Below are 25,071 nucleotides of genomic sequence, written 5' to 3'. Positions count from 1 at the left end.
CTCGGCCGAAGCACCATTGCCGCCGCCTGACGTATCACCGAGCAAACCCTCATCCCTGCTCTCGCAGGCGCAACCGCATGACAAAGTCTGCTCAAAAAGTGTGAAGAAATGAGTCATAAGAGACTAAACTGGCGAAGCCGGAACCAAACAGGTCGAAGCGGTTATCGTAGCAGACGAGAGTAAGCAGAGACGATGACCGTGACCGAGATGCTGACTGATCGCTATGAAGAGCGGCTTGCGGGAGTGCTCTCTTGCTATGACCAGATAGTGATTACGGGCACGTTGCCGGGTGCCTGCTACGCGGCGGGGATGACGAGTTTTCTCAATACTAACGGTCATGACCTTTCCAGACACCCCCGATCATGAAAGTCATGACCGTTTCCCTCTCTCTCGACCCCTCTCTCGTGAGTGGCGAGGGGAGATTCGTGAGTCGCTGACGTGGCTTTCACATTAATCTCTTATGACTCAAATCGTTACATTTTCTGAGAAAATCGCCGATCTTCCCCGTTCGGGGTATCAACTTTCAATCGTTGCACTGTATCAATTTACTCCCGTTGCTGACACCAATGGGCGTGAGGCGTTCATCGCCGTGGTTTCCGCGCTGGTCGACATGGGCAGGAAGATCCCCTCGCCCAGCTTTTGCCACGAGGATGCCGAGGCCCCTCTTGCTTCGGGCAAATTCGTCGCCCATATGCCGAAGACGATCCATGCCCAGTTGGCCACCCGCGCGAAGACCGAAGGAGTTTTACTCAATACGCTGGTACTGACCTTCATCGCGGAAGGATTGGGACGTCACGAACGCCGGGCGTGAGCCTCCCGCAGCGCTACTCGACAACCGTCTGTTCGACCATCCTGACCACGTCTGGCTGGAGGTCGGTTGCCAGCCGTCTGGCGATGTACTACCCTGGTTTCGATCCGACCAGCCATTTGCCGGATTGCCATTCTCCCAGGGTCCGGAAGGTCAGATAGGCGCCAAGGCCGGTATTAACCCGCACCATTCCGGCAAAGAGGTCGGTTGAGTGGTGCGGCTTCATTGGTCAGTCCTTAACAGACAGTCAATCCGTGCCGAAGCCATCCAGTCGCACGCCCAAGTCCGAAGCTTTCCCCGGTGGACTTCCGTCAGTTTCAAGGGCGTACCGCAACGAGGCTGGTCCACCAACGAGAGGCGGCCATCGGTCAGCCAGTGCTTGCGCCGGTCATAGGGCTTACTTTCGACGGTAGGCCGTGGAAACGCATTACCGCGACGAGAAGACATCCTTCGACATCGAAATCTTCCATATCGAATAATGCACTTCGACCAACACTTTCATTCGCACCCGACCGCCCGAACCTTGGCGCAGTCGGCGGAGAAAGGCGATAATTCCAGCCTTGCGGGGTGCCTGGCATTGCCCCGACTCCTGTCAACCAACACGGAGCCTGACACCATGAGCGACGTCCACAGCGAAGGCCACTCCAGCGAAGCGGTAGCGGAGAGATTGGCAAAATACGTTGTCGACGCTCTGCCGATTCCGATGTTCGCCATCGACGACGAGCACCGGGTTGTCTTCTGGAATACTTCCTGCGAGCGCATCACCGGCATTCCAGGCAAGTTCATGCTGCGCAAAGCCGGCGCTTGGTCCGCCTTTTATCCGAGCCGGCGGCCAGTCATGGCCGATCTGGTTCTGACGGGCTGTCGCTCCGAGGACCTCGAGCGCTATTACGCGGGCAAGTACCGGCCCTCGGCATTGGTGGACGGTGGCTGGGAGTGTGAGGATTTCTTTCCGCAACTGCCGGCTGGCGGCAAGTGGCTGGCCTTCACTGCGGCGCCGCTGCGCGACGGCGAGGGCCACATCATCGGGGCCGTTGAAACTTTCCGCGACATCACCGCACAGCGCGAAGCGGAGCAAGCAGTGCGCGATGGGGCAGTCCTCCTGTCGGAAATCGTCCAGGGCTGCCCGGTGCCGATGTTCGTGATCGACGCCGAGCACCGGGTAACGCACTGGAATCGCGCTTGCGAGTCGGTGGCTGGCGTGTCCTCGGAGCAGATGATCGGCTCCCGGCAGCACTGGTGGCCGTTCTATCCGGAGCCGCGACCGGTGATGGCCGACCTCGTTCTCGACGCGGCGATCGGCGAAGTGGAGAAGTTGTATGCGGGAAAGTACCAACCCTCCCCGTTGATCGCGGGCGCCTGGGAAGCCAAGGATCACTTTCCGCAGTTCCCAGGTGGCGGGCGCTGGTTGTATTTCACGGCCGCGCCCCTACATGGCGCCGACGGCGGGGTGATCGGCGCCGTCGAAACGCTGCAGGACATCAGCGAGCAGAAACGCTACGAAATCCAGTTGGAAGACCAGGCACGACAGGATCTGCTGACCGGACTGGCCAACCGCCGGGTCCTCGAAGAGCGCCTGAAACAGGCTCTGGCGCAGGCCGCGCGCGACGAACGCGTGGTCGCGGTCGCCTTCATCGACCTCGATCACTTCAAGCCAATCAACGACGAGATGGGTCATGCGGCGGGTGACGCCTTGCTGCGTGAACTTGCCACGCGTCTCACGTCCATGGTGCGCGAAGTGGATACGGTGGCGCGGGTTGGCGGCGACGAGTTTGTGGTTGTGCTCTCCGCACCCGAGTCGGCAGAGGCCGTCGAGAGCGTGATCCGTCGGATCATCGACGCAGTCGGCCGCCCGGTTGCCATCGCCGGACGTGAGGTGCAGGTGGGTTGCAGCGTCGGCATCGCACTGTATCCGGATCACGGCACGGATCAAGCCGGTCTGCTGCGCGATGCCGATACCGCCATGTACATCGCCAAGGCTGCGGGGCGCAATGGCTACCATATTCATTCCCAGTCGGCAGACGTGCCACCTCTACCGGATCACCCTCCGGCACCGTGAACCTTGGACGACGCCGGAATTGAATTTATACACGTCATGTTTGCGGGACTTAAGGGCCACCATGAGCGCGACCCAGATTGGGAATATGTCGGTAGCCGCGTCAACGAGGATACAGGTTCCCGGCAAACCTGGACTACAACACGACAGGTGCGGGTACCACGAAACTGCACGATGGCAATGCGTTTCTGGACACCACAAGAATCCACTGCTATCCACTGCTCGCGCTGGCGACAGCAGCGTACGACCCAATTCCTGCAACTCCATCTTGGCGCGAACGGTGAGCTCATCCTTGAATGTCGTCATCCAACAAGGCGCGCCACGGACGCGCAGAAAAGCCGCGCACGCCCCGGAACTTCGACGATGGATGTCTCAAGATCAATAGGAGAGTGACATGAAAGCAGTCAGAATTCACGCATATGGCAACTCAAACGTTCTGGCGTTTGAAGAGGCGCCAACACCGGGCATCACATCCAATGAAGTTCTCGTTCGGGTGGTGGCCGCATCGGTCAATCCGGTGGATTGGAAAATCAGAGAAGGCTATTTGAAGCAGATGATTCCCCATCCCATGCCGCTTACCTTGGGTTGGGATGTCTCGGGAGTTGTTGTAGCGGTTGGTGCTGAGGTCACTCGCTTTCGGGTAGGGGACGCCGTTTACTCTCGCCCGGACATCAAACGTAATGGCACCTATGCCGAATACGTGGCTATCCGGGAAAGTGAAGTCGCACTCAAGCCACGCACCGTATCGCATATAGAAGCCGCCTCCTTGCCTTTAGCAGGCATTACGGCCTGGGAAGCGCTCATCACCTCAGCACAACTGACCGCCGGGCAAAGGGTGTTGATTCATGCTGGATCTGGCGGTGTCGGATCTCTGGCGACGCAGCTTGCAAAATCACGCGGGGCGTATGTCATCGCAACCACATCAGGCAAAAACCGGGCACTGGTGGAATCTTTCGGAGCCGATCAAGTGATCGACTATCAGACCCAGCAGTTTACGGAAATCTTGCAGGATCTTGACGTGGTCTTCGACACCATGGGTGGCGACATTCAGGAATCATCGTGGTCTGTCTTGAAACAAGGCGGCATCCTGGTTTCGATCGTCACCCCCCCGTCCGTGACAAAGGCCAGGGAGCGGGGCGTTCGAAGCGCCTTTGTGTTCATCGAACCGAATGCTCCCATTCTTGAACAATTAGCGGAAAGGGTTGACCATGGAAAATTGCGTCCAATTATCGGCGCTGAATTCGCCCTTCACGATATCGCAAAAGCACACGCTCTCAGTGAAACCGGACGTACGATAGGCAAGATTGTCTTGTATGTGGGGCAGCCCTAGCAATTCGTTCCAGCAGACTGGCTAACGGCCATGAGCAATACTTGCCCCCTCCCCCACGAGTGGGCAGGTGCGATTCGTGAGTCGCTGACACGACTTTCACATTGAAAACAGCACGCAAGGGCATCATGAGAAACTTTGGCCATCGCCTTGGCAGGAGACCCCCCGGATCGGCCCTGAGGCAGGCATGGGTATTTGTATTGCTAGGAATTTTCAGCGCTATGGGTATGGCAGCCACCATGGACAGATACTTTGAAACTTCCGATGGATTGCAGCTCCACTACCTGGAGGCCGGTTCAGGTGAACGCACGCTCCTGTTTGTTCCCGGTTGGCTGATGCCTGCGGCCGTTTTCGAAGCGCAACTGGCTGGTTTGTCCAGGGAGTTCCGCGTGATCGCCTTCGACCCTCGCTCGCAGGGGCTTTCCCAGGTGTCCCCAGGATCCCATCGCCCCGAGATTCGCCTCCGGGATATGAATGAGTTGCTAACGGCAGCCAGTGTAGGGGATTTCATCCTGGCGGGCTGGTCACTGGGTGTCCTGGAAACCCTGGATTTCATCGAGCAGCACCGCCCGTCCCGGTTGCGGGGTCTGATCCTGATTGACAACTCGATAGGCGAAGGCAACCCTCCTCCACCGTCTCGACCCTCCCGACGCCAAGAAAATCTGGCCGATCCGCAGCGACGAGTCCCTTATCTCACCGGTTTCTGCGATTCCCTCTTCCGCCGGCCACTACCGCCAGCCTTACGCCAGGCGGTACTGTCTTCGGCCCTAGGAGTCCCGCCCAAGGCTGCCATGGAATTGATCGCTCAGCCCTATCCGCGTACCTACTGGCGAGATATCGTCAACCGGCAAGAGGTTCCGGTCCTCTATGCGGTCACCCCCCGTCTGCGCGATCAGGCCGCTGCCCTGAGTCGGAAGCGCGGACCTGATCTCGCAGAAATCAAAGTCTACGAAGACGCCGGTCATGCGCTTTTCTTCGATGCTGCGGATGATTTCAACACGCTGGTCCGGAACTTCTCTCACCGGGTCTTCAGTAACCTTGTGCCGTAGTTCCCACGGCCCGCCGTCGCCCCACCTGGAGAGATTGCTGGTTGCTGCCCTTCTGGTAACTCACGGTCATGACTTTTCATGGCACCCCCGATCACGAAAGTCATGACCATTGTTTCCCTCTCCTGCAGGGCGCATTCCGGCCTGCACGCCGGAATCGTTCGATGGGCGCAGAGCAGGCTCTGCGAATTCCCCATCTCACCCCCCGACTCCTCCCACGGCCCGCGCGGCAGCGCGGGCCGGCTGCGGCGGCGCGGAGCAGTGCTCCGCGAAACCCCGCCTTCGTTCCCGCAAAGGAGAGGAGAGATTCGTGAGTCGCTGACGCGACTTCCACATTAACCATCGCAGGCCACATGCCGGGTTTCGCTGGCCGGCTCGCTCCGGAATTTTTTCCGGAAATTTTTTTCCGGCACTAGCCAACACCCGCAAAAGTATGGATACTATGCTGCCGGAAGGTCGCCAGCAGCTCGTTGCGACAAGAATGAGAATTAATCCAATATTAGCCACCTGTTAGGAATCCAGATGACGATACGACCGGAGTTGATAGAGAAACTGCGCACGAAGCGTACAAACCTGACCGAAAATGTCAGTCCCGAGAAACTGGCGGCGCTGCATGCAAAGGGTCTCCTGTCCGCACGCGAGCGACTCGACGCATTATTTGAAGAAGGCACTTTCCAGGAACTCGGCCTTTACGCCACGCATGCCGCGACTTCGTTCGGCATGGCCGGGCGGTCCCTGCCCGCTGACGGAGTGATTGCCGGCAACGGCTACGTGGGTAACACCCAGGTTGCTGCTTTCAGTCAGGACTTCAGCGTCGTCGCCGGCACGCTGGGCAAGATGCAGGCGCGAAAGATCACCCGCATCATGCGCCATGCCCTGAAGATCGGCGTACCGGTGGTGGCTTTCAAGGATTCCGGTGGCGCGCGCATTCAGGAAGGCGTCGATGCGCTCTCCGGCTACGGCGACGTCTTTTACGCCAATGTTTTGCTCTCCGGCGTTGTACCGCAGATCGCCGTGATCTGCGGTCCGTGCGCGGGGGGTGCCGCCTACTCGCCAGCACTGATGGATTTCGTGATCATGACGCGCAACAACGCGCACATGTTCCTGACCGGCCCGGAGGTGATCAAGGCGGTGACCGGACGGGCGACGACGATGGCGGAGGTCGGCGGCGCCGAGATGCATTCCACGGTCAGCGGCAACGCTCACTTCGTTGCCGAGGACGACCAGCACGCAATCGCGCTGGTCAAGCAACTGCTTTCCTACCTGCCGGCCAACAACACCGAAGATCCACCACACCATCTCGAAGTCCCGATCGAAGAGATGGAAGACCCGGCGATCAACGACTGCATCCCGGACAGCCCGTCCGAACCGCTTGACATGTATTCGGTGATCCGCCGTGTCGTGGACCGTGGCGAACTGCTTGAGGTGCATGCGGGTTTTGCTCGCAACGTGATCGTCGGCTTCGCCCGGATCAGCGGCGTGGTGGTCGGCATCGTCGCCAACCAGCCAATGGTGATGGCTGGCGCCCTGGATCTCAATGCCGCGGACAAGGTGGCCCGTTTCGTGCGGACCTGCAACATTTTCAACGTCCCGGTGGTGACCCTGGTCGATGTGCCGGGTTTCCTGCCGGGAGTCGAGCAGGAACGCGGCGGCATCATCCGGCACGGCGCAAAAATGCTCTCCGCTTACGGTTCATGCACCGCGCCGAAGATCACGGTCATCCTGCGCAAGGCCTACGGCGGCTCATACCTTGCCATGTGCAGCCAGGAAATGGGAGCGGACATGGTTTACGCCTGGCCGACCGCCGAAATTGCCGTGATGGGCGCCGAAGCGGCTGTGAAAATCCTCTATCGCAAGGAACTCGAGCAGGCCGAGGATCGCCAGGCAAAGGCCGCGGAACTGGCGCAGGAATACCGCGACGAGTTCGCTTCACCGTACGTCTCGGCGAGCAATTTCTATATCACCGACGTCATCGAACCACAGGACACGCGCTGGATGGTCGCGCTAGCGTTGCGCAAGATCCTCGACAAGCGTGAACTCAGGCCGGCCAAGAAGCACGGCAACATTCCCATGTAATCGGCAACGGAAGGAAGATATCCCATGGTGACTGACGCCATTTTCAAGGCGCTGCAGGTCTACGGCATTTCCATCGTCATCTCGGTGCTGGTTGCCGTGCTGATCAAGGTAATGGTTTCTTTGACTGGCCGGATGGAAAAGACCAAACCGGTCGACATACCGACCGGAACGGTCTGCCCGATCGGATTCGGCGTTCCCGACGAGGATGTCGCTGCACTATCGGCGGCAATCTTCGCCGCCATGGGACCACACCGCATCCTGCACATCACACCCACCAGCCATGGCTGGGCAGCCGGCGCCCGCGCCGCCCAGCATACTCATACGCCGGGGCCCACGGGCCGAGGCCCCAGATAAGAAGGAACAAGACATGCTCAGACAATTCAAGGTTACCGTTAACGGACGTGAGTACGAAGTCAGCGTCCTGGAGCTCACCGCCGGCCAGGCGGCGCAACCCCCCGCTCCGATCGCTGCTGCCCAACCGATGGCTGCAACCGGTGGCAGCGTAGCCGCGCCGGCGGCGGCACCGCGATCCACCGCAGCAGCGGCTGGAGCCGGCGACGAGGTGGCCGGAATGGGCGGCGTGGTGGTCGAAGTCAACGTCAAGGTCGGCCAGGCGGTTGCCGCCGGGGATCGACTGCTGGTCCTCGAAGCCATGAAAATGAAGACCCCGGTCGTCGCCACTCGTGCTGGCCAGGTAACGCGCGTACTGGTCGCTCCCGGGGATGCGGTCGAAGGCGGTCAGCCACTGGTGACCATCGCTTGATCTCGGCCAACAGACAGGAGCGCGCTCCTGTCGCCTGCTATTCGATGCGCGGACGAAGAAATCCGGTCGTCTGGCGCGAGGACTGAAGCGTATGGAAAGCATCCATTTTCTCGATCTGTTCCAGGGCATCGCCACGCTGGCGGCTTCGGAACCGAAAATCATGTTCGGGCGCATCTTCCTGATGCTGCTCGGCTTTCTTCTGATCTATCTGGGTTCCAAGAACGTCCTCGAACCCCTTCTGATGATCCCGATGGGACTGGGCATGTCGTCGGTCAACGCCGGAGTCATGTTCCTCGAAGGCAGCAAGATGGGGACGCTGTTCGTCGATCCCTTGATGTCCGATCCGATCGATCTGATGAACATCATGCAGATCGACTGGCTGCAACCGATTTACACCTTGACCTTCAGCAACGGCCTGATCGCCTGTCTGGTATTCATGGGGATCGGCGTCCTGCTCGATGTCGGTTATGTAATGGCGCGACCCTTCCAGAGCATCTTCATCGCGCTGTTCGCCGAGTTGGGAACCATCGCCGTCTTCCCGATCGCCGTCGCGCTGGGCCTCAATCCAGGCCAGGCTGCAGCGGTCGCCACGATCGGCGGCGCCGACGGTCCGATGGTGCTGTTCACCTCGCTGGTGCTGGCCAAGGACCTGTTCGTACCGATCACCGTCGTCGGCTATCTTTATCTCGGCCTGACCTACGGCGCTTACCCCTATCTGATCAAGTGGCTGGTACCCGAACACATCCGTGGGATCAGCATGGCCGCCGATCGCGGACCGAAGATCAGCCGCGCGCAGAAGCTTACCTTCGCGGTGGTCGCCTGTACGCTCCTGTGCCTGCTGTTTCCGGTCGCAGCCCCCTTGTTCTTCTCGCTGTTCCTTGGCGTTGCGGTACGAGAAAGTGGGATCGAGCCCTTCACCAAGCTGCTGAGCGAGGTTTTCCTCTACGCCGCAACCTTCTTCCTCGGGCTGACGTTGGGCGTGCTCTGTGAAGCCAATACCCTGCTCGAACCGACGGTCCTGAAGCTGCTCCTGCTGGGAATGCTGGCGCTGACGATCTCCGCTCTGGGCGGCCTATTGGGCGGTTACCTCCTGTATTTCTGGACTGGCGGCAAGTTCAACCCGATCATCGGCATTGCCGGGGTCAGTTGTGTTCCGACGACGGCAAAGATCGTTCAGAAGGTTGCCAGCTCGGCAAACGCAGGAGCGATCGTCATGCCACAGGCTCTTGGGGCCAACATCAGCGGTGTAATCACCTCAGCGATCATTGCGGCAACGTTTATAGCGCTCTTGCGCTAGCCACCTAGGCAGCACACCGCGCTACTTCGGCACGGCCTGTTCGGCGCACGCGTCGGCGGGCCGTTTTGTCGAATGGGCGTGGCAAGGTGGCGCGCACAAGAATCCACAGCTGAAAGGCAGCAACTGAGACACACCGGGAACTCCCGGGCAACGAATTACTTCTCGGCGTCAGTGGACTGCTTCCCCGCATCCGACGGAAAGCCGGGCAGCGGTATGCTGGTGAAAAGAGTGCGTGTCTGGGTCTTCAACTGGTCCTGCATCTGGTGCAGCATCTTCTTGCTCTGCTCCATGTAGGTGGCCATCATGGTCTGCATGGCCGGCCCCTGGAAGTTCATGAACTGCGACCACAGGTCGTTCTGCATCTGGCTGTTGCTTTCGCCGTAGAACTGTTGCGACTGGTCCTGCAGTTTCTTCTGAAAATCGACGAAGGACTTGATGTTCGTTTCCAGGTACTTGCCGAGCATTCCCTGCATGGCGTGACCGTAAAAGCGAATCATCTGTGCCAGCAGGTCCGTTGTAAACAAAGGGATGCCGGCCGCTTCCTCCTCGAGGATGATCTGCAGCAGGATGCTGCGTGTAATGTCCTCGCCGGTCTTGGCATCGAGCACATTGAAGTTTTCCTTCGATAGCACGAGATCCTTCACATCACTCAAGGTGATGTAAGCGCTCGTCTTGGTATCGTAAAGACGACGGTTGGGGTATTTCTTGATCAGTCGCAGCTGTTCGGGCATGACGACCCTTCCTCCATTTGCAGATGACTCGAGACAGGCGCTCTTTTGCGTCCTTTGGTGCGATGCAGCACAATTATAACGCTTACAAAAAAAAACAGGCCCCTATTGGAGCCTGTCCTGACCTTCCTGATACGGGAAGCTGTTTTTACTGGTAGTACAAACCACCACAGATGTTCATCGTCGAACCCGTCATGAAGCCGGCAATGTCCGAAGCGAGGTAGGCACACGCGCCACCGATCTCTTCCGGCTTCGCCAAACGCTTCATCGGCACCGTATCGATGATGCTCTGCAGGATCTCCGGCTTGATCGCCATCACCATCGGGGTGGCGACATAGCCAGGGCAAATGGCGTTGACCGTCACGTTTTTAGCCGCCAGTTCGGCGGCCAGCGCTTTGGTAAAGCCGATCACGCCCGCTTTGGCGGCCGAGTAATTGGTCTGACCAGCCTGACCCCGAAGGCCATTGACCGATGAGATGTTGATGATCCTGCCCCAGCCGCGCTCGGCCATCTTCGACGAGACCTGCTTGGTCATGTTGAAGAGGCTATTCAGGTTGGTTGAAATCACGGCATTCCATTGCGCCGGCTCCATCCGCCCGAACATTTTGTCACGGGTGATGCCGGCGTTGTTGACCAGAATGTCGATCGGACCTGCCTTGGCTTCCGCTTCTGCAGTAAGAGCGACGCAGGAGTCGTAGTCGGAAACATCGCCGGCAACACAGATGAAGTCGTTGAAACCGGCTTCGGCCATGGCCTTTGTCCACTCTTCCGGCTTGTCAAACTCCGGATGGTAGGCGGCCACCACTTTGTGGCCGGCCTTGGCCAGCTCCTGGCAAACAGCCGTTCCGATTCCACCCATAGCCCCTGTAACCAAAGCAACACGTTGCGTCATAGCTCTTTCCTTTCTTGTGGACGATTGAAACAACACTTGAGCCAACGATTCTGCATTGCAGCATCTGCGCTGTCAATGCCAATGCCAGAATTTCGGCACTTTGCGGCATGAGTTCTCCTGCGCAATGCCTGCCATGCCTGCCGTATCGCTGCCCACAGCAAAGCACCTCAGCCACCTATAATGCGCTCATGCATATCGTCGTGATCGCCTGGTTGTACGTAACCGTGTTGATGGCACTGACCGAAACCAGTATCGTCGCCGGAATAATGACGCTGGTTTTCTACGGTCTGCTTCCGACGATGCTGCTGCTATGGCTTTTCGGCGGCTCCGCGCGGCGGCGTGCGCTCCGCGTGCCCAGGGAAGAGACTCCCGCGAATAGCGACGCAGACCACGAAAAACCCGAGCACTGACTACTCGGACAGCCAGATCAGCGACGCCATACGTCCGGTCACGCCGTCGCGCCGATACGAGAAAAAGCGGCTTTCTTGGTTGACCGTGCAGTATTCTCCGCCGTAGATGCCTTCGACACCCAGGCGCGCAAGACGCTGACGGGCCAACAGGTAGATGTCGGTCAGCCAGCCACCAGACTTGTTAACCGGCTGCGGAAGCGGCTTGAAAGCGGCTGCCGCCTCTGCATAGGCGTCGACAAACGCTGCCCTCACCTCGCCGCCTACCTCGAAGGCCTGTGGACCGATGGCCGGCCCCAGGTAAGCGATCAGATCGATTCCAGGCACCGCCATGGCGGCCACCGTTCTTTCCAGAATGCCGGCCTGCAGGCCGCGCCAACCGGCATGCGCTGCGGCCACCACCGTCCCGGCGCGGTCACAGAGCAGCACCGGCAGACAATCCGCAGTCATCACCACGCAGACGACAGCGACATTGCGCGTAAATGCGCCGTCGGCTACCCGGACCTGGGTACTCGTACCCGCCTCAAGCACCGTCGTGCCGTGCACCTGATGCAACCAGCAGGGTGCCGCCGGCAGAGTCCGGCCAAGCCGCTGACGGTTGGCCGCCACTGCCGGAGGATCATCACCCACGTGATCGCCGAGGTTGAGGCTAGCGTATGGAGCCATGCTTACCCCGCCATGACGAGTCGTGATGAGACTGCGCACTCTCGTCGGCGCCGGCCAGTCGGGAACGATCCAGGGTTGAAGATTCAAGGTTCAAGTACCGGGGAAATAGGGGTGGACGCGCATGACCGGACCCTTATTGCTCATCGAGCACCTCATCGTCATCGATGTAGATGACTTCCGGGCCGCCCTCCGAATCTTCATCCCAAGCGTCTTCATCGTCGGTATCGTCTGCTGCTCGGCTGCCGCGCACTGACCGCAATTCCTGCCGGAGTGTTTCGACCAGCGTAGCCATGTCTGCTGGCAAGCTTGATTTCCAGAACAGTGCGCGACCCGTCTGAGGGTGAGTCAGCGCCAGACGGGTCGCGTGCAGCGCCTGGCGAGGAAACAGCGGTCCTTGCGGCACACGACTGGGCACCCCGCCATACGCCGGGTCGCCCACCAAGGGATGCCCAAGCGACGTCATGTGCACGCGGATCTGGTGCGTTCGCCCGGTTTCCAGCGCGCATTCGATCAGCGTACAGGTCGCGAAAGGTTCCAGCACCCGGTAGTGTGTCCGGGCCGGTTTGCCGGTTCGCACCACGGCCATGCGGGTACGCAGGGTCGGATGCCGGCCGATCGGCGCGTTCACCGTCCCAGAGCACTCGACGAGTCCCCTCGCCAACGCCTGATAATGGCGTTTGACGGTACGCGCCTGAAGTTGCCGTACCAGATCGGTCTGCGCCTCCAGCGTCTTGGCGACGACCATCAGGCCACTGGTATCCTTGTCGAGTCGATGCACAATGCCTGCCCGCGGTACCTTGTCGAGTTGTGGGACATGGTACAACAAGGCATTCAGCAAGGTACCGTGCCAGTGACCATTGCCCGGATGAACGACCAGGCCAGCCGGCTTGTCGATGATCATCAGCGCCTCGTCTTCGTAGACCACCTGCAAGGGAATGTTCTCCGGAGAAGAAGATTCGGCGCGTTCATCGGGTGCTTCGGCGACTTCAATGATCTCACCGCCCCAGAGCTTGTATCGAGCTTCGACGATCGGCGCACCGTTCACGGCCACTCTTCCCGCACGTATCCAGCCCTGCAAGCGGCTGCGTGAATGCTGCGCCAGCAGGCGCGCAAGAATCTGGTCCAGGCGTTGGCCGCTGAACTCGCCAGGCACGCTCAGGGCAATGCTGGGGTTTGAGCTATAATCGGCGCACCCGATGTCCTGCTCCGGCACATCGGCTAATGCCTTTCTTTTCTTTGGGTTTTCCATCATGCGTAGTGTAGCGGTTATCGCAGCGCTCATCGTCGTTTCTCTGATCTCCGGCTGCGGGATTCTTCCCGAAGAAAAGGATGAAACCATCGGCTGGTCAGCAAACAAGCTCTATGCCGAGGCCAGGGATGCGCTCAATGACGGCTCCTATGCCAAGTCGATCAAGTACTTCGAAAAGCTCGAATCACGCTATCCTTATGGTCGCTACGCACAACAAGCGCAGATCGACATCGCCTACGCCTACTGGAAAGACCAGGAGCCCGCTTCAGCGATTGCCGCCTGCGATCGCTTCATCAAGCTGCATCCGAATCACCCGAATGTCGACTACGTCTACTATCTGCGTGGACTGATCAACTTCAACGAAAACCTCGGTATCCTGGGGGCGATCAGCAACCAGGACATGACCGAGCGCGACCCGAAAGGCGCACGTGAGTCGTTTGACGCCTTCCGCGAACTGATCACACGCTTTCCGGACAGCAAGTACACACCCGATGCGATCTTGCGCATGAAGTACCTGGTCAATGCCCTGGCTTCGCTTGAGCTGCATGTCGCCCGCTATTACATGAAACGAGGGGCCTATCTGGCAGCAGCGAACCGTGCTCAGTACGCAGTATTGAACTATCCTGACACACCGGCGACCGAGGAGGCCCTTTTCATTATGGTCAAGGCCTATGACGCGCTCGGTCTGACCGATCTGCGCGACGACGCCGAACGCGTCATGCGCAAGAACTTTCCAAACAGCGAATACTACATCCGCGGCCTGGATCGCCAGGAGCCGTGGTGGAAACTCTGGTAGATCGGCCCAGGCCACGAGAAAATATGGACACTGGCCGCCCCTCCTTGCTTGAGATGGGCGGCACTATTCTGCCGAGCCATCTCAGATCGACTGCTTGATGGCCAGTACGGCCATGTTCCGCAAGGTTCTCAGCAAGGCCAATTCCTTCTCGGAAATCACGATCTCGCCTGCCTGTGCGCGGTCGGCATAGATCATGGCCACGCCATTGCCGTTGATGCAAAGCGGAAAGATGACAAAGGTTTCGGCAGCCACCGCCTTGCGAAACCAGCCCGGGATACGTGCCGCAATTTTCGGATCATTGGTGTCACTGATCAGGATATCGACGCCTTTGGCCAGTGCTGCATGAAAGATGTCGGGCGTAAAAACCAGTGAAAACCGGAAGCTCCTGGCAATATCCAGGGCATCGGGTCCGAAACCGAAGCGACCGAGCATCGAATTGCTGCGCGCTTCACGAATGCACAGGATGACGCGCATGAAGCCTTTCGCACGGTAGATGGTTTCCAGCGTGATGCGCAGCACGTCATTCAGCTTGAAGTTGCTGACCAGTACGTTGCTCAAATCCTGAATGCCGGCCAGCAGAATGGCTTCACTGACCAGAGGTTCGGCCTCTGCCGCGAATTCGTCGCGTTCGGCCACAGTATCCACTACCCCCCCCTCCGTAATCACATCGGCGAGAACGGTTCCCGCCAGGCCATCGTCAGCGCCTGCTGTCAATTCAACCGTAGAGGGGCCGGTCGGCGCAGTTCCCCAGGCCTTGAGCTGCCGGCCGAAACGCGTCTGCTGCAGATTCAGGTGAATGGTGGCAGCAAACTGCGTCACCTGCTCAAGCGACTTTTCGAGGGTACTGTGCAGTTCCTGTTCGTCGAGTGCGACAGCCTCGCCAAAGCGCGTCGCAATCTTGCGCAGTTCTTTGGCCTGTTGTTCGTTGGCCGTTTCCGCAAGCACCGCGCATAGCTCGTTCGACAGCGAAGAGAATACCCGTAAGCGATCCTCGGGGTTGAGCGGACGGCGAATATTGCCTGCTGGCAGCCGGCGCATGCTATTGATGATCAGCCTTGGAAATCCCCAGACCTGAGCAATGCCAATACCGAGATCCTCGAGCGATATTCCCAGCACCTGCAGCGCTGCCGCCTCCTCGGAGCAGTTCTTCTGCAACAGCATGCGCTTCATTTCCGCGCTTTCTTCGGGGAAGTAATACTGGCTCAGCAAACGACCCAGATTGTGGAACATCGAGCAGATAAAAGCCTGCTCGATGTCCAGACGAACGGCACTCTTGCCGGCAATGTTCCTGGCCAGCACCCCGGCCAGATTGGCCCGCAGGAACTCCTCCTTGAGTTGGCTGGCATTGTCCTTGTTCTGCAGGTGATCGAGAAGCAGCACGGTGATGGCAATACTGCGCACCGCATCCAGACCGAGCACCACGACTGCGCGCGAGACCGTACTGATGTTGCCGCCACCCGCCTGCTGGTAATAAACCGAATTGACCATGCGCAGAAGCTTGTTGGTCAGCGAGAAGTCCTTGAGGATGGTGTTGGAGACTTCGGAAATACTCTGATTCTCCGAAGCCGTGATCCTGTTGATCGCCCCGACCGACTCCGAGAGGGCCGGGAAATCGCTTTTGTGGCGCATGCGTCGCAGCAGGAAGTCAATCGTACTCTGCCTCGGATCGGCCGATGGCACCAAGGTTTCCGGTGCCAGATAGTCGTCCAGAGCCTCGCGCATCTGTCTGGCCGATTCATAGCGACTCTGCGGATCACGCGCAAGTGCCCGGTAGAGAAGATGTGCCAGTCGCTCCTCAAGCTGGCCGCTACTGTCTTGCGGCAACCGGATGTCCTCGCCAGCGATCTGCTTCATCACCAGCAGGATGTCGTTCCCGGGAAATGCCCGCTTGCCGGTCAGCAACTCATAGAAAACCAGGCCGGCCGAAAAAACATCGGATCGTTCGCTGCTCGTGCGTTGCAGGATGTACTCTGGCGCCATGTAGGCCGGCGTGCCAGTCAATTGTCCGCCATCGCCCGCCAGTGCCCCATTGCGAGCAGCGATGCCGAAATCCATCACGCGCGGCAGTTCGTCATCGTCAATCAGGATGTTGCTTGGCTTGAGGTCACGGTGAATGATTCCCGCAGCATGGGCGTGAGCAATCGCATCCAGGATCGCCTGCATGATCGCGATCGCCCTGGCCGGTTTCAGGGCACCGCTCAGCGCCAGGTACTCGGCCAGGTTCTTGCCCGGTACATACTGGAAAACCAGATAAAGATCCCCTCTTTCCTCGGCAGCCTCGAAGATCGGGACGATGTTCGGATGGCGCAACTGACTGACCATCCGTGCCTCGTCCAGCAACTGACGATTTTGCTGCGGGTCAGAGCGTGCAAAGTGGAGCGTCTTGATCGCCACTTGCCGTTGCAAATGTGGATCACGGGCGAGATAAACGATGCTTTGAGCACCTCGACCCAGTTCACGAATGATCTCGAAACGCCCAACATACTTGCTCACAGTGCTCGATCACCTCGCAAAAACGATATTCCAGGCACGGCAATAGTAATGCCCGCCGGCAACCATCAAAGCCAGAGCAGTTTCGGTACCGACCCCGTCCGCCCACAAACCACGGCAAGCTGGCCGAACTCGCTTGCCAGCACTCGCATTCGCTGCTCGTCTGCCCGCAATACCAGATAACTCGGCTCAACAGGCCATACCCCGCCGTCGGCAAGGTTGCTGGCGGGCAGGAAAAACCAGCCCAATGCCTTGATTCGTTTCAGCAAACGCTCCTGGGCAAGACGGTTGTCCTGTTCCGAAAGCAGCGCTGCCGGGTTGTATGCCGTCACGATTCCCCAGCACACTTCAGTCGTCTCCCCAGGTTCGTCATCACTGGCCGGCTGTTGGGCGGCCAGGCGAAGCAGAAAAGCATCGAAAGCGGGAGCAGCCACGCCAATCCGCAGGGCAAAATCCTCCCCGGGCACGATCACCCGATAGGTCGTCGCACAAAACGCGGCTTCGAGTTCGGCCCGGCTCATCTCTTCCCTGAGTGTTGCCCCCAAAGATTTTAATGTGAAAGTTGCGTCAGCGACTCACGAATCTCCCCTCCCTCCTCGCGAGGGGCGAAGGCGGGGTTTCGCGGAGCACTGCTCCGCGCCGCCGTAGCCGGCCCGCGATGCAGCGCGGGCCGTGGGGGGGTCGGTGGAGAGGGAAACCTTTCATGATCGGGGGTCGCTGGAAAAATCATGACCGTTAGACCCGCAATCATCCGCTGCTTTGCCTTGATCAGAGGAAGACCAGACCCGCACCGCAGCTCTATTTCAAGGACAAGGCAACGCGGCTTTCCCGGCTTGCTTCTGACTTGCCTTCCGCCTCCACCAGCTTGACTGGCAACAGGAACAGACGCTCTGCGGCAACCTCACGTGCGGCCAGCCAGTCCAGCACCGTTTTCGCCCTGCGAACAGCGAGATCGCGCAAATCTTCCTCATCCACAACGGTATTGGCCAGAATCAGTTTCTCCATTTCCTCAACCGGAAGTCCCTTCACCATGCCTACCAGATTACGTGGCTTGGGAAACTTCTCGGCACGGTAAACACGCTCAAGAAATGCCGGATACTCGTTGGCGCTGACCTCGACGGCGTCCGTCGAGCCGCTCTCAACCCCCTTCCTGGTCAACTCATCCCGTTTCAGCGCCCGTACCTTGTAACTCAGGCGATCACGTTTCAATCCCTCGGAATCATTCTTTGGGTCTGCACGCCCTTCGATTTCGAGCTTGAGCGCTGGCCGGTCGATCAGGGCCTTGGCCAGATTTTCCAGCCGCTGCTGTGCCGGCAGTGTGATCAATGCCTGTCCGAAATCGAATTCGACGTTCGACAACTCCTCGCCACCACCAAAAATCGATCCCAGCAAGGCAAAGGGCGAAGTCACTGCCTTGACCAGCAGGTTCACGATCACCTTGACAATCAGGCTACCAACACTGAATTCGGGATCACTGAGTGAACCGGCGATCGGCAAGTTGATGTCGATCTCGCCGTTGCGGTTCTTGAGCAGGGCAAGCGCGAGATTCACCGGCAGCTTGGTCGCATCCGGGCTGTCCACCGCGCTGCCAAAGGTCAGTTGATCGAGAAACACCCGATTCTCGGCGGTGAGCTGATCATCCTGGATCTTGTACTTGACGAACAGCGACAGCTTGCCTTTTTCGATCGCATAACCGGCATACTTGCCTGAGTATGGCGACAGTGAGCTCATCTCGAGGCCCTTAATGTCGGCCTGCAGGTCGAGATAGGGCTTGGCCGACAACGGGTTGATCTGCCCCGATACGTTGAGAGGGGCGATGTTGTCGTAACTACCGCGTAGATCGAGGCTCGCGACGCTGTCAGTCGCCGATGACAGCCCGCTGATGGTTCCGCCGATCTTCTTGAGATTGGCCGAGTAGTTCGGCTTGATGAAATTGTCACTGAACCTGATGTCGCCGCCCTGCAGCGTGACCTTGCCGATCTTGATCGGCAGCGATGGCTTGACGCTGGCGGCCACAGGAGCCACCGCCGTTCCTGCACCGGCCACGACCACCGGTTGCACCGACCTGGGCGCCATGACGGACGGCGCCGCATCGGTCTGGCGAACGATCTGCAGCAGATTTAGCTGGCCTGCCCGGCTGATGATCACGCGCGCGAAAAAATCGGCGAGCGCTACTTCGCCAATCGACAGCGAATCCGGGTTCAGGCGCACATCGATCTTGCCGAGGTAGAGTGACTTCCATTTCAGGAAGTCGGCAGAATTGATCTTGTCAACCGCGTAGAAATCGCCCACCGTCACCTGCCCGGAGATCCCCCCGGCCAGCTTGCTGGCTTCGATGGTGCCGGTACCAGGCTGTCGCAATTGGACGATTCCACTCAACGTCACCTGGCCACGAGTGACATCGATGTTCAGCCGGTCGGTAAAGTAAGGTTGCAGTGGCAACAGTTCGAGCGTCTTGACAGCCACTTTGAGGTCCAGATCGAACGGGAAAATCTTCAGGCTGCCACCAGCCTCGAATTCTCCCTTGCGATTGAGCCGGAAACGCGTCGACACCCTTGCGGTCCTGCCTGCTTCGGTTGACAGGTTGTCGACATCAAGGGTCATTCCTTCAATGGTGTGCGTCGCCAGTGGCGAGACAGCAGCATCTTCGAAGCGAAGCCCGAGGTCTTCACCGCGGTACTTGGTGAGACTCACTTTCCACGGCTGCGAAGAATCCTTCTGCGAAGCCTGGACGACGCGCAAGCTAGGAGGCTCGACAAACTCGATGCGGCCGTCAACAGAGCGCCGCATCAGCAGGCTGGTACCGCGCGCTGCGACTTCATCGATCATCACTTCACGCCTGGCCAGATCCAGCCGACCTCCCTTGACCGAGAAAGTCTCGATCTTGATCCACTGGGCAGCCTGCAGACGCCGAAAGGCGGCATCGAACTCGGCTGCAGCGTTCCCCCTGGAGTCAAGTTTCTTCAAGACAAGATCAATTCCTTCGACGCTCGCGTTGAATGGCCTGCCATGCGACTCGTCGAGCCAGCGCAACACCCCACCGGTGACCTTCGCTTCGTCCAAGGACCATGCGAACGTTGCCGGCGGCGCTTCCGGTGCGGCACTCTCATGGGCTGCAAGTTCACTGCTAAAAAAATCCATCCAGTTGATCGTCCCCTGCCGGCTGACCTGCGCATGAATCTCGGGCGAATCGACGGTCACCCGATCGATCATCCAGCGTCGATTGATCGGATCAAGCTCCCCAAGCTGAACGTCGAAGCGTTTTAGGGACAACAGTGGGGAACCGGAGGAATCCTTGATGTCGACATCCCTGATGGCGACATGGCCTGAGAGACTGAGTGTCAAACGATGATCGTCCTGCTGGCGAAAGATGAGCTTCAGGTCACTGTCAAGGGCACCGGAGACGACCTGGAACGGCAAGCGAACCGGCACATAATTGACATACCTGCCGAGTTGCACATCACAAAAATCAAACGCCAGCTCGCTGTCGATCGATTTCGCGAAAGGTTTGCTCTTGCCCTGGATGAGCAGAGGCGAGCCATCGATGGATGCCGAGAAAGCTGGCTCGACGAAAATCTCGGTGGCCTGGGGCAAGTTCGAAATAAATGGCAGCGCGATGTTGATTCCACTGATAGCGTGCTTTTCCCCAAGTGCCCGATCGTCGAATTCGATCTTTCCGCCAGTGAGCTGGATATTGTTGATTGAAAAAAGCGGGGCAGGGCCATCGGACTCTGGCTTGGCCATCCATTCGTCGATCAGGTCAGAGAAATTGAAACGCCCATCAGGCAGACGCACGACCTTCACGGTCGGTCCATCCAATCTCAGCTCGCCAATGACCGGACCACCACGCACCAGCGAACTGGACTCGAGGTTCAAATAAAGGCGTTCAAAACCCAGGATCTTCTCACCCCCTCCCTTTTCCTGAATTACCAGTCCGACAACTTGCAAGGAGAGCGTGTAGGGGTTTATGCTGATGCTGTCGACGGTCACGGGTCGGTGCAAGGCTTCGGAGAGTTTTTCGACGAGCGTCGATTTGATGAGCGGAGGCAGCGCAAAAAAACCCAGCGCACTGAGAACCAGCACGGTCAGCAAAACGCGCAGCCCATATTTTTTGAGGTTCATGGAGGTAGTCGTCATGGCGGTACGGGGTTTTTCAGACACGACAGCAGGCCAAAGGCTGGCTGAGGAAGCCCCCAATTTAGCACGACGAGGCGTTTCCCGCACTTGCCATACAGCAAACGTCGAGCCAGCGACTGGCCGCCGGCGTGCCGCTGGAGGCCTTCAGCCGCGGCTTCCGGCAGTCTTCTGCAGTCCAGCAGGATGAGCCGATTGCCACCACGAGTCCTCATCGTTGATGACAACGATCTGATGCGGACACTGTTGCGCACCATCCTGCGCAGCAAACAATACGAAGTGATTGGCGAAGCGGGGAATGGTGTCGATGCGCTCGAACTGGCAGAGCGCCTGCGGCCTGACATCATCTGCCTGGATATCTTGATGCCCGAAATCGGTGGCCTCGAAGCCCTGGAGACGATCAAAACCCTGTACCCGCAGATCGTCGTCGTGATGGTCACCGGCAGCCCCAGCGTGGACAATGTCCGGGAAGCCATTCAGGGAGGTGCCAGTGGCTTCATCATCAAGCCGTTCAACGCAGGCAAAGTACTCGACACGGTCAATCGGGCGTGGCAATCAGCCAGGAAACTCCCGATACTCCAGGAGAACCTCTGAAAGAACGCTCAAAAACTGTTCTTCCACTCACGCAGCGCAGCAAACACCGCCACCTCATCGCGCGCCGCAGGCACTCTGCTACGAGCTGAAGCCGCCACGTCCGGTTGGCCACAGCGCAGGAAGGGATTGGTTGCCTTCTCGATCGCAATCGTCGACGGCAGCGTCGCCCTACCCCTGGCACGAGTTACCGCAACCTCTTCGATACGGCTTTGCAGCCGACGATTCAAAGGCTCAACCGCCAGAGCAAAGTGCAGATTCGCCTGCGTGTACTCATGAGCGCAATACACCGCGGTGTCATCCGGCAGCGCGGCCAGGCGCGCCAGCGAATCAGCCATCTGTACAGCGGTTCCCTCGAACAGACGACCACAGCCGCCGGCAAACAAGGTATCGCCACAAAACAGGCAGCCTGAGCCATAATACGCAATGTGCCCAAGCGTATGTCCGGGCACCGCGATCACCTGAAACTGGATGTCGCAAGGCGCAATGCTGATCGTATCGCCGCCACGCAAGGGTTTGCTGATGCCGGCAATCGACTCCGCCGCTGGACCAAAGACCTCGGCAGAATGATGCGCCAACAGTTCAGTCACCCCGCCCTGATGGTCAGCATGGTGATGGGTGATGAGAATGGCGCTCAGCGACAACCCCTCTTGCTCAAGCACATCGAGTACGGGGCGTGCATCGCCCGGGTCAACCACAGCCGCTGCCGCGCCCTTGCGCAACAACCAGATGTAGTTATCCTTGAAGGCCGGGATCCGAATAATGTCGAACATTGATCCATTCTGGAAGAACTGCTGAAAATGTCAATCCCCGGCCTCGACACCTGGCTGGAAAGCCCGCAAGGGCGCTATGTCATGGCTTGGGAGCAAGCCACGATCGACGCCGTCGTCGCCGACCTTTTTGGCTACAACGCCATTCAGTTGGGTCTCCCACAACGCGATCTGCTTGCCGAGAACCGTATCCCTCTCCGACAGGTGGCGGACGATTCAGGCCAGGTCGATGTCTTCTGCGATTTACGGCAACTCCCCTTCGCAGCGCACAGCATCGATCTGGTGGTCATGCCGCATGTCCTTGAGTTCCATGCGGACCCGCACCAGATTCTGCGCGAAGTTGAGCGCGTCCTGATCCCGGAAGGCGAAGTCCTGATTACCGGCTTCAACCCGATTTCCATCTGGGGATTGCGCCGTAGTCTGCCGAACTGCCCCGGTCATTTTCCGTGGAACGGCCATTACCTCTCGGTGCGGCGTCTCAAGGACTGGCTCCAACTGCTCGGTTTCGAGATCGAACGGGGTACCTTTGGCTGTTATTCACCGCCATGCACGCATGAGCGCTGGCTGAAGCGTTGGCACTTCATGGAAACCGCCGGCGCTCGCTGGTGGGCTTTTGCCGGCGGCGTCTATCTGCTGCGTGCGATCAAGCGCGTGCATGGCATGCGCTTGATACTGCCAAGCTGGAAGCAGCAACGTTCTCCTCGTAAGGCCTTATCCGTAGTCAGCAAAAAGGAAATTTCATGAGCGATGAACAAATCGTCACCATCTACGCCGACGGTGGCTGTCGCGGCAACCCTGGACCTGGCGGCTGGGGCGTGCTCCTGCAGACCGGTGATCGGGAGAAGGAACTCTGGGGAAGCGAAGTGGCCACGACCAACAACCGGATGGAACTCACAGCCGCGATACGTGCCCTTGAAGCACTGAAGAGACCGGCGACAGTCGATCTGCATACTGATTCGCAGTATCTGCAAAAGGGTATCAGCGAGTGGATTCATAACTGGAAGCGCAATGGCTGGCGTACCGCCGACAAGAACCCTGTCAAGAACGCCGACCTCTGGCAACGCCTTGACGAGCTGACTGGCCAGCACCAGATCCGATGGTCATGGGTCAAGGGGCATGCCGGGCACAGCGGCAATGAACGCGCCGACGCCCTGGCCAATCGCGCCATGGATGAGCTGGCTCGTACCCGCACAACCAAATGAACGGTAAGGAAAGCAAGCATGCGCCAGATTTTCCTGGACACTGAAACGACTGGACTGGAGCACAAGCTCGGGCATCGCATCATCGAAATCGCCGGCGTCGAGATGCGCAATCGGCGTCTAACCAATCGGCACTTCCACTGCTATTTGAATCCGGAAAGAGATATCGATGCTGGCGCCCTCTCGGTGCACGGGATCAGCCGCGAGTTTCTGCTCGACAAACCGCACTTTGCAGATATTGCGGCGGAATTTCTCGACTTTGTACGGGATGCTGAACTCGTCATTCACAATGCAGTTTTTGACATCGGTTTCCTGAACGCCGAATTGACGCGGATCAATATGGCGCCGGTGGAAGAAGTCTGCATCGGAATATGCGACACCCTGCGCATGGCCAAGGATCTGCACCCAGGGAAAAAGAACAACCTCAACGCACTTTGCGATCGCTACGGGGTAGACAACTCGCACCGTACCCTACATGGTGCTTTGCTCGATGCCGAGATTCTTGCCGAGGTCTATCTGGCAATGACCCGCGGTCAGGAAAGTCTGATCATGGATCTTGGCGATGACAAAGCGAACGGAAACGACGCTGCCGGAATCCCCCCCGCAGGCAGCCAACGTCGGGCACAGCAGATCAGGCGCGCCAGCCCGGAAGAACTCATTCTGCACGAGCAGCTCCTGGTAGCCATAGACCAGGCAAGCAAAGGCAAGTGCTTGTGGCTGCAAACCGAGAACAGCGGCTGATTCAACCCCGCCGCCGGGACACACTGGTTGTCGACACGGTGTCGCAGCGTACTCGGCCAAGCGCTGCGAACGCAGCCCAATCAGCCTTCGTTTGGAGTTTCGGGCGGGCGCCTTGGCCGCCGCACATGTCGCTTGGGTGGTCGCGCGTCAGGCGGGCGCACATCAGGCTGAGCATCCGCCGTGGGGTCAGATCTGGTAGCGGATGGGCGCGGGTCAGACCTCTGGGGAGCGGGCCGGGTTCCGGTCTTCCGTTGCTCCGGACGTCGGACCTGACCTGAGGTACTTTGGCGCTTCTCCGGCTGCCGATCCGAAGGACGCTCGGACTCACGGTTTCCCGGAGCCAGGGTGATCTCGATCTCAATGAGTTCATCCCATTGCTCGTCGGTTCGATCGCGCTCAGGAATGGCGAGAAGTTCTCGGAGCCGTCGGCGCGGATCCTGGGGAGGTAAGTCATTCATACCGACATTATGACTCACCTGGCCACCGTCGTTCAACAAGCATCAACGTTGTGGGAACGCCGGTCTGTCGAAAGGGAACGGCCTGTCGAGCCAACAGGCCAGGGCACAGCAGCCATTAGAAAGACATGTCAGTGCTCAACCCGCAGGCTGGCCGCAAAGGTGGTCTGCAAAATTTCAGGGAACTGGAAGCGGGCAAAAGTCCGGTGGATATCCGCCTCGTTCACGCCACGATTACTATCCTGAAAACGAATTCCCAATGGGCGGCCGTTGGCTGCCAGCGTAGCAAAAGCAAAGCGCCAACGCTGAGCTTCGGCCAGCCGCTCACGCAACTCGCATTCATTGCTGATTTCCACGCCCGCCTGCTTGAGTGATTCGAGAAACTGGTCAAAAGACTCGCTGCTTAGGCTACCCATTTTTATTCTCCTGTCGAAGTATTGTCGTGCCAACCGTGTTGGGAGTAACGCCCTCTGCAAGCAACGGTTGACAACCCGCATCAAGAAAACCGCGTCAGAGTCGCGATCCGGTCTGAGGAGAACCTAGAAACCCTTTCGCGTTTCTTCCAGAGGCAAGAAGTGTC

24 protein-coding genes are annotated in these 25,071 nt (G+C 58.8%); 14 read left to right on the top strand and 10 right to left on the bottom strand.

Annotation, left to right across the window (positions count from 1 at the left end; translation table 11 throughout):
- Positions 1 to 460 precede the first annotated feature (460 nt).
- The gene (locus V5B39_RS11485; protein ID WP_332343029.1) at positions 461 to 811 is read left to right on the top strand and encodes a toxin-antitoxin system HicB family antitoxin; all 351 of its coding nucleotides are present in this window, start codon (positions 461 to 463) and stop codon (positions 809 to 811) included.
- An 88-nt stretch (positions 812 to 899) separates the two neighbouring features.
- Here the strand turns inward: V5B39_RS11485 and V5B39_RS11480 are convergent, their stop codons facing one another.
- Positions 900 to 1,034 carry a hypothetical protein gene (locus V5B39_RS11480; RefSeq protein ID WP_332343028.1) on the bottom strand — a complete coding sequence of 45 codons (135 nt, stop codon included), beginning with the start codon at positions 1,032 to 1,034 and terminating at the stop codon, positions 900 to 902.
- Positions 1,035 to 1,424: 390 nt separating this feature from the next.
- Between V5B39_RS11480 and V5B39_RS11475 the strand changes: the two genes are divergently transcribed.
- The 7 genes from V5B39_RS11475 to V5B39_RS11445 all read left to right on the top strand — a co-directional run bounded on the left by V5B39_RS11475 (position 1,425) and on the right by V5B39_RS11445 (position 9,373).
- Positions 1,425 to 2,867, top strand: a complete 1,443-nt coding sequence (locus tag V5B39_RS11475) for a sensor domain-containing protein (RefSeq protein WP_332343027.1) — start codon at positions 1,425 to 1,427, stop codon at positions 2,865 to 2,867.
- A gap of 391 nt (positions 2,868 to 3,258) precedes the next feature.
- Positions 3,259 to 4,194: an NADP-dependent oxidoreductase gene (locus V5B39_RS11470; RefSeq protein WP_332343026.1), complete on the top strand. Its 936-nt coding sequence runs from the start codon at positions 3,259 to 3,261 to the stop codon at positions 4,192 to 4,194.
- A gap of 101 nt (positions 4,195 to 4,295) precedes the next feature.
- Positions 4,296 to 5,240, top strand: a complete 945-nt coding sequence (locus V5B39_RS11465) for an alpha/beta fold hydrolase (RefSeq protein ID WP_332343025.1) — start codon at positions 4,296 to 4,298, stop codon at positions 5,238 to 5,240.
- Between the two features lie 519 nt (positions 5,241 to 5,759).
- A complete protein-coding gene (locus V5B39_RS11460; protein ID WP_332343024.1) occupies positions 5,760 to 7,313 on the top strand; it encodes an acyl-CoA carboxylase subunit beta in 1,554 nt (517 codons plus the stop codon).
- Positions 7,314 to 7,337: 24 nt separating this feature from the next.
- Positions 7,338 to 7,667: a hypothetical protein gene (locus tag V5B39_RS11455; protein ID WP_332343023.1), complete on the top strand. Its 330-nt coding sequence runs from the start codon at positions 7,338 to 7,340 to the stop codon at positions 7,665 to 7,667.
- A 13-nt stretch (positions 7,668 to 7,680) separates the two neighbouring features.
- Positions 7,681 to 8,076: a biotin/lipoyl-containing protein gene (locus V5B39_RS11450; RefSeq protein ID WP_332343022.1), complete on the top strand. Its 396-nt coding sequence runs from the start codon at positions 7,681 to 7,683 to the stop codon at positions 8,074 to 8,076.
- A gap of 91 nt (positions 8,077 to 8,167) precedes the next feature.
- The gene (locus tag V5B39_RS11445; RefSeq protein ID WP_332343021.1) at positions 8,168 to 9,373 is read left to right on the top strand and encodes a sodium ion-translocating decarboxylase subunit beta; all 1,206 of its coding nucleotides are present in this window, start codon (positions 8,168 to 8,170) and stop codon (positions 9,371 to 9,373) included.
- A 155-nt stretch (positions 9,374 to 9,528) separates the two neighbouring features.
- Here the strand turns inward: V5B39_RS11445 and phaR are convergent, their stop codons facing one another.
- Together phaR and phbB are read right to left on the bottom strand one after the other, a co-directional pair.
- Positions 9,529 to 10,104 (bottom strand): polyhydroxyalkanoate synthesis repressor PhaR, encoded by a 576-nt coding sequence (gene phaR, locus V5B39_RS11440; protein WP_332343020.1) that lies wholly within the window; start codon positions 10,102 to 10,104, stop codon positions 9,529 to 9,531.
- 145 nt (positions 10,105 to 10,249) lie between these two features.
- Positions 10,250 to 10,993, bottom strand: a complete 744-nt coding sequence (gene phbB / locus V5B39_RS11435) for an acetoacetyl-CoA reductase (RefSeq protein ID WP_332343019.1) — start codon at positions 10,991 to 10,993, stop codon at positions 10,250 to 10,252.
- Between the two features lie 107 nt (positions 10,994 to 11,100).
- Between phbB and V5B39_RS11430 the strand changes: the two genes are divergently transcribed.
- The gene (locus V5B39_RS11430; RefSeq protein WP_332343018.1) at positions 11,101 to 11,403 is read left to right on the top strand and encodes a hypothetical protein; all 303 of its coding nucleotides are present in this window, start codon (positions 11,101 to 11,103) and stop codon (positions 11,401 to 11,403) included.
- Here V5B39_RS11430 and pgeF read toward each other — a convergent pair whose 3' ends face one another.
- Together pgeF and rluD are read right to left on the bottom strand one after the other, a co-directional pair.
- A complete protein-coding gene (gene pgeF, locus V5B39_RS11425) occupies positions 11,404 to 12,153 on the bottom strand; it encodes a peptidoglycan editing factor PgeF (RefSeq protein WP_332343017.1) in 750 nt (249 codons plus the stop codon).
- A 46-nt stretch (positions 12,154 to 12,199) separates the two neighbouring features.
- Positions 12,200 to 13,315, bottom strand: coding sequence for a 23S rRNA pseudouridine(1911/1915/1917) synthase RluD (gene rluD / locus V5B39_RS11420; protein ID WP_332343031.1), 1,116 nt, complete (start codon positions 13,313 to 13,315; stop codon positions 12,200 to 12,202).
- A gap of 1 nt (position 13,316) precedes the next feature.
- Between rluD and V5B39_RS11415 the strand changes: the two genes are divergently transcribed.
- Entirely contained in the window at positions 13,317 to 14,111 is a 795-nt protein-coding gene (locus V5B39_RS11415) for an outer membrane protein assembly factor BamD (protein WP_332343016.1), read from the top strand.
- 81 nt (positions 14,112 to 14,192) lie between these two features.
- Here V5B39_RS11415 and V5B39_RS11410 read toward each other — a convergent pair whose 3' ends face one another.
- From V5B39_RS11410 to V5B39_RS11400, 3 genes are all read right to left on the bottom strand, one after another.
- Positions 14,193 to 16,604 carry a protein kinase domain-containing protein gene (locus V5B39_RS11410; protein ID WP_332343015.1) on the bottom strand — a complete coding sequence of 804 codons (2,412 nt, stop codon included), beginning with the start codon at positions 16,602 to 16,604 and terminating at the stop codon, positions 14,193 to 14,195.
- A gap of 65 nt (positions 16,605 to 16,669) precedes the next feature.
- Positions 16,670 to 17,122 carry a DUF3293 domain-containing protein gene (locus V5B39_RS11405; RefSeq protein WP_332343014.1) on the bottom strand — a complete coding sequence of 151 codons (453 nt, stop codon included), beginning with the start codon at positions 17,120 to 17,122 and terminating at the stop codon, positions 16,670 to 16,672.
- A 277-nt stretch (positions 17,123 to 17,399) separates the two neighbouring features.
- Entirely contained in the window at positions 17,400 to 20,723 is a 3,324-nt protein-coding gene (locus V5B39_RS11400) for a DUF748 domain-containing protein (RefSeq protein WP_332343013.1), read from the bottom strand.
- Positions 20,724 to 20,921: 198 nt separating this feature from the next.
- On the opposite strand from V5B39_RS11400, the gene V5B39_RS11395 reads away from it, so the two are divergent.
- Positions 20,922 to 21,329 carry a response regulator gene (locus tag V5B39_RS11395; RefSeq protein ID WP_332343012.1) on the top strand — a complete coding sequence of 136 codons (408 nt, stop codon included), beginning with the start codon at positions 20,922 to 20,924 and terminating at the stop codon, positions 21,327 to 21,329.
- A gap of 8 nt (positions 21,330 to 21,337) precedes the next feature.
- On the opposite strand, the gene gloB is transcribed toward V5B39_RS11395, so the two are convergent.
- Positions 21,338 to 22,099 carry a hydroxyacylglutathione hydrolase gene (gloB, locus tag V5B39_RS11390; RefSeq protein ID WP_332343011.1) on the bottom strand — a complete coding sequence of 254 codons (762 nt, stop codon included), beginning with the start codon at positions 22,097 to 22,099 and terminating at the stop codon, positions 21,338 to 21,340.
- Between the two features lie 27 nt (positions 22,100 to 22,126).
- Here gloB and V5B39_RS11385 point away from each other — a divergent pair, with 27 nt between their 5' ends.
- From V5B39_RS11385 to dnaQ, 3 genes are read left to right on the top strand one after another with little or no spacing between them, the layout of a single operon-like run.
- Positions 22,127 to 22,840 (top strand): class I SAM-dependent methyltransferase, encoded by a 714-nt coding sequence (locus tag V5B39_RS11385; RefSeq protein ID WP_332343010.1) that lies wholly within the window; start codon positions 22,127 to 22,129, stop codon positions 22,838 to 22,840.
- Positions 22,837 to 23,298: a ribonuclease HI gene (gene rnhA / locus V5B39_RS11380; protein ID WP_332343009.1), complete on the top strand. Its 462-nt coding sequence runs from the start codon at positions 22,837 to 22,839 to the stop codon at positions 23,296 to 23,298. Before V5B39_RS11385 ends, rnhA begins: the two co-directional genes overlap by 4 nt.
- Before the next feature lie 18 nt (positions 23,299 to 23,316).
- Complete coding sequence (gene dnaQ / locus V5B39_RS11375) at positions 23,317 to 24,036, top strand: DNA polymerase III subunit epsilon (RefSeq protein ID WP_332343008.1); 720 nt, start codon at positions 23,317 to 23,319, stop codon at positions 24,034 to 24,036.
- A gap of 586 nt (positions 24,037 to 24,622) precedes the next feature.
- Here the strand turns inward: dnaQ and V5B39_RS11370 are convergent.
- Positions 24,623 to 24,847, bottom strand: a complete 225-nt coding sequence (locus V5B39_RS11370) for a hypothetical protein (protein WP_332343007.1) — start codon at positions 24,845 to 24,847, stop codon at positions 24,623 to 24,625.
- Positions 24,848 to 25,071: the final 224 nt, after the last annotated feature.

This window comes from Accumulibacter sp. (assembly GCF_036625275.1).
Taxonomy (GTDB): domain Bacteria; phylum Pseudomonadota; class Gammaproteobacteria; order Burkholderiales; family Rhodocyclaceae; genus Accumulibacter.
Note: the sequence above shows the minus strand (reverse complement) of the source record. Positions and strands in the feature narration are given on the sequence as shown.

What these genes read in the sequence shown, in the direction of transcription:
- V5B39_RS11475 (WP_332343027.1), top strand. Translation starts at nt 1,425, where the DNA reads ATGAGCGACGTCCACAGCGAAGGCCACTCCAGCGAAGCGGTAGCGGAG.
- V5B39_RS11405 (WP_332343014.1), bottom strand. Translation starts at nt 17,122, where the DNA reads ATGAGCCGGGCCGAACTCGAAGCCGCGTTTTGTGCGACGACCTATCGG.
- V5B39_RS11445 (WP_332343021.1), top strand. Translation starts at nt 8,168, where the DNA reads ATGGAAAGCATCCATTTTCTCGATCTGTTCCAGGGCATCGCCACGCTG.
- rnhA (WP_332343009.1), top strand. Translation starts at nt 22,837, where the DNA reads ATGAGCGATGAACAAATCGTCACCATCTACGCCGACGGTGGCTGTCGC.
- phaR (WP_332343020.1), bottom strand. Translation starts at nt 10,104, where the DNA reads ATGCCCGAACAGCTGCGACTGATCAAGAAATACCCCAACCGTCGTCTT.
- V5B39_RS11400 (WP_332343013.1), bottom strand. Translation starts at nt 20,723, where the DNA reads ATGAACCTCAAAAAATATGGGCTGCGCGTTTTGCTGACCGTGCTGGTT.
- V5B39_RS11470 (WP_332343026.1), top strand. Translation starts at nt 3,259, where the DNA reads ATGAAAGCAGTCAGAATTCACGCATATGGCAACTCAAACGTTCTGGCG.
- dnaQ (WP_332343008.1), top strand. Translation starts at nt 23,317, where the DNA reads ATGCGCCAGATTTTCCTGGACACTGAAACGACTGGACTGGAGCACAAG.
- V5B39_RS11415 (WP_332343016.1), top strand. Translation starts at nt 13,317, where the DNA reads ATGCGTAGTGTAGCGGTTATCGCAGCGCTCATCGTCGTTTCTCTGATC.
- V5B39_RS11480 (WP_332343028.1), bottom strand. Translation starts at nt 1,034, where the DNA reads ATGAAGCCGCACCACTCAACCGACCTCTTTGCCGGAATGGTGCGGGTT.
- rluD (WP_332343031.1), bottom strand. Translation starts at nt 13,315, where the DNA reads ATGGAAAACCCAAAGAAAAGAAAGGCATTAGCCGATGTGCCGGAGCAG.
- V5B39_RS11485 (WP_332343029.1), top strand. Translation starts at nt 461, where the DNA reads ATGACTCAAATCGTTACATTTTCTGAGAAAATCGCCGATCTTCCCCGT.
- phbB (WP_332343019.1), bottom strand. Translation starts at nt 10,993, where the DNA reads ATGACGCAACGTGTTGCTTTGGTTACAGGGGCTATGGGTGGAATCGGA.
- V5B39_RS11455 (WP_332343023.1), top strand. Translation starts at nt 7,338, where the DNA reads ATGGTGACTGACGCCATTTTCAAGGCGCTGCAGGTCTACGGCATTTCC.
- gloB (WP_332343011.1), bottom strand. Translation starts at nt 22,099, where the DNA reads ATGTTCGACATTATTCGGATCCCGGCCTTCAAGGATAACTACATCTGG.
- V5B39_RS11460 (WP_332343024.1), top strand. Translation starts at nt 5,760, where the DNA reads ATGACGATACGACCGGAGTTGATAGAGAAACTGCGCACGAAGCGTACA.
- V5B39_RS11450 (WP_332343022.1), top strand. Translation starts at nt 7,681, where the DNA reads ATGCTCAGACAATTCAAGGTTACCGTTAACGGACGTGAGTACGAAGTC.
- V5B39_RS11430 (WP_332343018.1), top strand. Translation starts at nt 11,101, where the DNA reads ATGAGTTCTCCTGCGCAATGCCTGCCATGCCTGCCGTATCGCTGCCCA.
- V5B39_RS11395 (WP_332343012.1), top strand. Translation starts at nt 20,922, where the DNA reads ATGAGCCGATTGCCACCACGAGTCCTCATCGTTGATGACAACGATCTG.
- V5B39_RS11385 (WP_332343010.1), top strand. Translation starts at nt 22,127, where the DNA reads ATGTCAATCCCCGGCCTCGACACCTGGCTGGAAAGCCCGCAAGGGCGC.